This is a genomic window from Pedobacter sp. 01N416 (assembly GCF_056399685.1).
Map to the genome: position 1 here is coordinate 1 of NZ_JBFTRT010000361.1, position 7,181 is coordinate 7,181.

The 7,181-nt window shown below is 41.4% G+C and carries 4 protein-coding genes; all 4 read right to left on the reverse strand.

Annotated elements, in window-relative coordinates:
• Positions 1-452: PorV/PorQ family protein (locus AC1DND_RS18715; protein ID WP_477583918.1), on the reverse strand; the 452-nt coding region annotated here is incomplete at its 3' end.
• A gap of 811 nt (positions 453-1,263) precedes the next feature.
• Positions 1,264-2,823, reverse strand: a complete 1,560-nt coding sequence (locus AC1DND_RS18720) for a sulfatase-like hydrolase/transferase (protein ID WP_477583920.1) — start codon at positions 2,821-2,823, stop codon at positions 1,264-1,266.
• 240 nt (positions 2,824-3,063) lie between these two features.
• Positions 3,064-4,893 (reverse strand): RagB/SusD family nutrient uptake outer membrane protein, encoded by a 1,830-nt coding sequence (locus tag AC1DND_RS18725; RefSeq protein WP_477583922.1) that lies wholly within the window; start codon positions 4,891-4,893, stop codon positions 3,064-3,066.
• A 179-nt stretch (positions 4,894-5,072) separates the two neighbouring features.
• Positions 5,073-7,181 (reverse strand): SusC/RagA family TonB-linked outer membrane protein (locus tag AC1DND_RS18730; protein WP_477583923.1); only part of this gene is annotated, 2,109 nt, incomplete at its 5' end.

A 7,181-nucleotide genomic window follows, 5' to 3' on the forward strand; every position in this document is an offset into this window, starting at 1 on the left:
CTGATATCGGCCGCAAACTCTGTTGGGCGGGCCGTTCCCAATCCCTGTGCGTTATCATCGGTAAGGCTAACTGCGCCCATAGAAAAATACCTCAAAGAAGCCCCTATGGTATTGCGTTCGTCCAACTTGTGGTAGCTGCTCAGGTAGGCAAGGTTCATATCCGGCACCAGATTCCTCATCCACGGGGTATAGGTTAAACCTATTCCTGTTGATCCCAAAGGCAGATAGGCCATCGATGCGGCATTAATGGCCGCCGAATGCGCATCAGCCTCAACCGCTACCCCGGCATTGCCCATGCCAGCAATGCGGGCACCCGGCGTGATCCGTAAAAAGGGAGCTGCAGCGATCAGGCTGCTAGATCTGGTATCATTGTCGATTTTTCCTGTCTGCTGGGCATCTGCCTCCTTAACAACTAAAGTTAGCAGGGCCAAAAGAAAAAATATTCTGTTCATCGGTTATGAGTTAAAATCTTCAGTTTACTATCAAAAAATAACCATCATTTCTGCTGCTATCAATCCTGTTAGTTCTACATCAGCCAGATTAATCCAGCTGGATATCGATGACTAACATCTTAAGCTAAAAAGCTGCAAAAAATGGAATTGTCCACCGTCAATGATATTATTGCATACATTGATTTCAGGCAGGCCCTTTCCTTCATGAGGTCACATTTCGTAAAAACTGGTTTATTGGTTAGTTTGGTTATATTGTAAAATTGTATAATCACAAAAATATTACATAGCGAAAATCTTAAACAAATAGGGGGAAAATCTTAAAAACAAGGCCTTTTTTATCACTTTATCAACAAGTTAGCCTATCAAGGCATCTAAAAGAGGGATCAACTACAATCAAAAAGGAAAGCTTTAAGAAAAGGGACAAAAACCAAGGCTCGAGCAGCAGCACGCCCATACAAAACAAAAAACTTAAAATGGAAAACAATTCTTACTGACAAAGACTCAAACCCAAGCCCTTCCATCAACATATCGGTAATGCTCAGAATCCGATATAAATAACCAAAAAAGCATCAAAGAATTGATGACACAACTAGCTGGATATCCACCGAAAAAGAAGATAAATTGCTAAATTTAATAGTTAAAGCCCTAGTTAGGCCGGCATTAGACAAATTACATGGAAAAGAAAGCAATTAGCTAGCTAGGTATCAGTGACAAAAAACAGGATGAAAATTCGATCGAACGCCAAAGGCCCGTAACGGATCATTATCGAATTCAATAAATCATCTGATAGACGCCATAGATTTAAAATAGGCTATCTCACTGCTTTGACATCCCGATCATCATTAAACCAACCATTATTTACATCGCCATCACATTTTTCAATTAATATCTTTTTTAAAGCCTCTACTTTACCTGGCTGTTGCTGCACAAGATTATGTTCTTCTTTATAGTCATCGGGCAAATAATAGAGCTGATAAATTTTCTTTGCCGCAAGGAACCGGAGCTTCCATCCGTCATTAGTGATCAATGCCGGGCCCATGGGCGATGCGAATGCAATGGCATCATGTTCTGCTTCATTTTTCTTGCCTTTTAAGGTTGATAAGAACGAAACGCCATCTTTTTTATCTTTTGGCTTTATATGCAACAATTCTGCTATGGTTGCCATAAAATCGTAATTGCCCACTAATTGCTGCGACACTACATTCTGTTTAAAATACCCCGGCCAACTTACAAACAAAGGGACTCTGGCACCGCCTTCCCAATTCATACGCTTTAAGCCTGCCATACCATTATTGCCATCAAAAACATCGCCACCAATATTGCTATAAAATTTTTCGGTAATGTTATCAAATCCCTTTCCGGTCTGCATGTTCCTATAGGGTTTCTCTACACGACCTTTGTAGCTATAATACAGTTCATGGCCATTATCTGAAGAAAAAACGATAATGGTATTTTTATCCAGTCCCGTTTTTTTCAACTCATCCATAATTATCCCTACATTATCGTCCAGCTTCTTAAGCATAGAAGCATATYCTTTTTCAATCTGCGTCAGTTTGTTGTTAAAAACAAAATCAGGATGAATAGCCGGGATAGACACCGGGCCGTGAGGCAATTGCGTAGGATGATAAAGAAAGAAGGGTTTGTTTTTGTTCTGATGGATAAACGAAAGTATCTTATCTAAAAACAGATCCTGTGAATAAACCGTTTTCCCCTCCATGTTCCAGCGTTCTTTTTCTCCTTCTTCCGAGCCCCATTCGCCAGTCTTGCCCGCATCGGGCCTGGTATTGCCCGGAACAGAAATCATTTTACCGTTTTCATGCAAAAACATAGGATAAAAACCATGGCATTGCTGATGGTCGTAATAACCATACCAGTAATCCCATCCGTGTTTTTTCATCTGATTGGTAGTGGTTACAAAACCGTAATCCAGTTTCCCTATTTCGCCAGTAATATACCCAGCCTGTTTAAACAACTGGGGTAAATAGGTAATGTCGGGTTCACCGCCAACGATGCTATCTACTTTAGCCTGTGCCCGCTCATCCGACAATAAACCTTTCGCTACCTTTTCATAAATACCCGCCTGGGTCAGTATATATTTTCCTTTTCGGCAATCGCTATAACCCGTGATCAAACTGGCCCGGGATGGCGCACAATAAACACCTGCGTAGGAACGGTTAAAGCTTACGCCCTGTTTTGCAATCTTATCAATATTCGGTGTCTTTACGATTTTCTGTCCGTAATAAGATAGCATTCCACGCCCCATATCATCAGCAAGGATATAAATAACATTGGGTTTTGATATGGCCGCATTTTGTGCGCTGGCCATAAATCCAAGTACGGAAAACAAAATATAAAAGGTGATTTTCTTCATTTCTCTTAATAATTTATATTGCTACCTAATGAATAGAACAGCATTCTTCTTCTATCTTTTAAATCATTGGAGATGCGATTGCGCTGATATCATAAAAGAGGGTGTATCATAAAGGCGATTTCACCTCAGATGCTGTCATGTTGAGCCTGTCGAAACACCTTAGAGGGCATTTAAACAGGTCCTTCGACAGGCTCAGGATGACAATTCTATATTTATGATACAACCTCTTTTATCGCTGAGCTACCAGCCTGGGTTTTGTTTAATGTTTGGATTAAGCGCAATCTGCGCAGTGGGGATCGGGTACAAATAATATTTGTCCAACCATCCTTTTCCTCCTGCTATAGGATCATCCCAAACATAGCACCTGCCAGCATCTTTTCCGGCAGTAACAAACTTGAGTGAAGACGGCAACCCACCCTGCCAGGAGGAAGCGAGTCTTGCGCCCAAGGGCTGAACATTGATGAAATAATCTGCCTTCTTCCATCTCCTTACATCATGAAAACTAAAACCTTCCCCCATCAGTTCAACCATTCTTTCTCTTCTTATTTCCCAAAGTAGCGGTTGCACCGAAGGATCGCGTAAAGGGTCAAAAGACGAATTAATGTCAGCCACGACCATTTTACCGACATTTACGCGCGTGCGCAGTTTGTTAATCGTCAGGTCGGCTACGGACTGATCGAATTCTCCAAGCTCATATTTTGCTTCTGCATAGTTCAGCATGGTTTCTTCTACATGGAAAAGCGGAACATCCGTTGTTGAAAAATTAGCGCCACCGGTAACATTGGTCTCTGTATTGTAGTACATGTAGAAATAATAACCGGTATTGCAGGAAACAGGCGCCTGGTTGATTTGAGCCCCCTGTATATTGGGAGAATTCAAAATAATAAATGGCTGCCAGCTTTTTACCGGAAATGGTCTGTTAGCAGTTTTGTCCAATGCATTCATTACGTCGATGTATTCTCTGTCTAGAGGGGCACCAGTATGGCTCCAGGTAGTGGTATTTAATGTTCCGTTTACTTTATATGGAGGAATTACCCGATACAAAAGACGAGGATCCCTATTCCTGAATTCATCATTTATGGTGGCATCGCCATTATACAAAGGGCTCTTCGAAATGGTTTTACCATCTGTGCACAAATACCTTTCTAAAGTCCGGGCATGCATTTCCACTTTCTGGCCACCGCCTCTTTCCGCTCTTGAAAATGGCTGCATAATAATGGAGTTTGTATACTCCTTGAACAAAAAGACCCCGGGATAATCTTTCAATACTTCAGTAGACCATAACTGCTGATAATTGTTACCGATGGTCGGCGTAGCATCTATCAATAGTTTTGATGCGCGAGCACACTCTGTTAAATAGGTACTCGCATTATCGAGTCCATGATATTTCCTCCATGTTCCTTCAAACAGGGCAAACCTTGATAACAATGCCCTTACCACTTTTTGATTGATCGTATTGCTGGATGCACCTTCACCCAGAACTTTAATATTTGTTTCGGCATATTGGAGATCCCTTAAAATATTGGCCGCTACTATATCCCGTCCTGTTCTTGAACCGTAGATGATGTTTTCGTCTGATTCTTTCACAACATGCTCCAGCCATGGTACATCTCCAAAACGGGCCAGTAGCTCCACATAATGATACGCCCTGAAAAACAGACCTACTGAGCGCCAGTGTTTCTTGTCGATATCACTCATTGTCGACTGATCAATGTGGTCAAGCATGATGTTGGCCCTCCGTATGAAAGAGAAGTCCCAGCCTCCGGCATTTTGTTCAGGGGTAACCAATTGCCATGCCCATGGATTTCTCAATTGTCCTTTATTCTGTAAAACCCCACTCAAAAAATCGCCGTTATACATACAGCCTACTGCATCATTGGTACCTACATATTGTACGTGGGTGGGGCTTTCGAATATATCATACAACGACCACCCATAAGTTTTAAAATTATCATAGGTAATAAAAGCCGTTTCCTCTATAAGCCGGTCTTTGGGATATTTATCTAAAGAATTCTTTTTGCATGAAAATAAACTGATCAATGCAAGTATATAAATAGTTGTTCTTTTCATTACGTTTAAATTAAAGGTTAACATTTATTCCAAATGAATAGGTAGCCATCTGAGGATATTGCCATTGCAGTTCCGGATCTTTTCCGAGTATAGGCTTGGATTGCGGATCTTTTTCGGGTATAGGCTTGGTGAATTCCGGATCTATTCCGGGTATAAACTTGGTGAAGGTGAAAATGTTCTCACCACTGAAAAATATCCGGGCACCCGTTAAAGGGATCTTTCCAAACCATGATTTTGGAATAACATAGCCAAGGGAAACATTTTTTAAACGAAGATAAGAAGCATTCTGAAGGAATTTGGGGATTGGCCAGGGTACCATTACCAATATCGATCTGATTAATCGAATTCGCATCATCTCTGAGGTTTTTATATTTTATATCCCCCTCATGCGACATCACCCCCTGAATAGCAACTACATTTTTTTTCAAGGCACCATTTGATTCAAAATCGTCGGCAGTGTAAAACCCATCGGTAACATAGCCCCATATCTCGCCCATTTCCATACCTTCATAGTAATCAGTCAGCACTTTGTTTTCATTGCGGTACCGGGTAATAAAGCTCCTGGAATCGTAAAGATTAAAGCCCGCAGAATATCTCCAATCATTTATTTTATCACGCCATTGTATCGAAAGCTCCCATCCTTTTGTTTTGAGATCTGCGGCGTTCTGCAGTGGTGCACTGACGCCGACTACTGCTGGAAAATCAAGCCCTGGGGATAACATCCCGAGTGTATTCCGTCTGTACCAGTCAAAATTTGCAGAAAGCCTGTCCTTTAGAAAGGCAACATCAACGCCAATGTCAACCGTATTTACTTTCTCCCAGGTGAAATCTTTACGCACCAGGCCTGGCGTTGTCAATGAGGTAGGCCGAAGRCCATTATATATCCAGAATGGCTGATATGAGTTCATCACTGAGTAAAACTGGTAGTCATCAATACTCTGGTTGCCCAGTGAACCATAAGATGCCCTTACCTTAAGGGTATTCATCCAATTAAATGATTGCATGAATGACTCTTTGCTGATCACCCAACCTGCGGATACCGATGGAAAAAAACCGTAACGGTGATCGGCAGGAAATTTGGAACTACCGTCGTATCTCCCATTGGCTTCAAGTAAATATTTGTCCTTAAAATTATAGTTAAGGCGATAAAAACCACTCTGGATAGCATACTCACTAAACCGGTCCTTTGATTCAACTATTCCCGTACCTCCCGAAATGGAAGGCAGACCATTGCTGATCATGTAATAGTTCTTTGACGACAGCCCCTCGGAAGTACTTTCCTCCTGGTTAAATCCAGCGGTAAGTTTTATGGTGTGGGAGTTCAGAAAACTTTTCTCATAGGTTAGATAGGCATTCAGGGATTTATAGGTAATCTGGTTTATATCTTTAAAGTAAGCAGTGGATTGGTCAGATGGATCCAGTGCATTTTCAACTCCCCGCTGCAACCAGTACAGATTGTTATACCATTTATTATCCTGGATATTAGTTTCGTAAGTATATTCAAGATAGCCTTTAAGTCCTTTAAGAGGTGAAAGTTCTGTACGGGAAAAGATGCGGGTATTTTTATTTAACCAGCTTTCTACATCACTGTTCTTGATAATATTTGCCGGGGTGTTTACAGGATACATTACACCATTATACGGTAAAGAATCTGTAGGATAATAGGAAGGGTGTGTGGTTCCATACAAAGCAAATTCTCCAGCATTTTTCGGCATAGTCCTATAACCGTTGGCATATTTAACATCAACTGAAGTGGCAAGCCACTTGTTAATGTCTGCATTGACGTAAGCAGATACATTGGTTCTTTTATAACGGTCTTTATCGGTTATAAATATACCATCTTCATTTGCCTGCCCGAGCGAAAACCGATAATCAATATGCTCACTACCTCCTGACGCGGATATATTGTGATTGTATTTGGTAGCCGCCCCTGAGGTCATATCTTTCATCTCATTGTTGGCCTTTAAAAAATAGCGATAACCGCCATCCTCAACCCATCCTGCCTCCGGAAAATTGCCCGGATTAGCATTATACTGTTTTAGCAGGCCAAGCCATTTATCTACATTCTGGCCTGACCAATAAGTTGTATAGCCCATATCTTTATAACCCTGGACGGTTTCCAGAGGCGACGCCTTTTCAGGAATATCGACTGGCTTTTGAAATGCAAAACTTCCGTTGTAAGTTAACTGCGTTTTTTGATTTTTTTTGCCTTTTTTGGTCGTAATGATCACTACGCCGAACGAAGCCCTTGCCCCATATATTGCAGCCGAAGCTGCATCTTTTAATAC

Coding starts and splice junctions, on each gene's coding strand:
- AC1DND_RS18725 (WP_477583922.1), bottom strand. CDS start 4,893: ATGAAAAGAACAACTATTTATATACTTGCATTGATCAGTTTATTTTCA.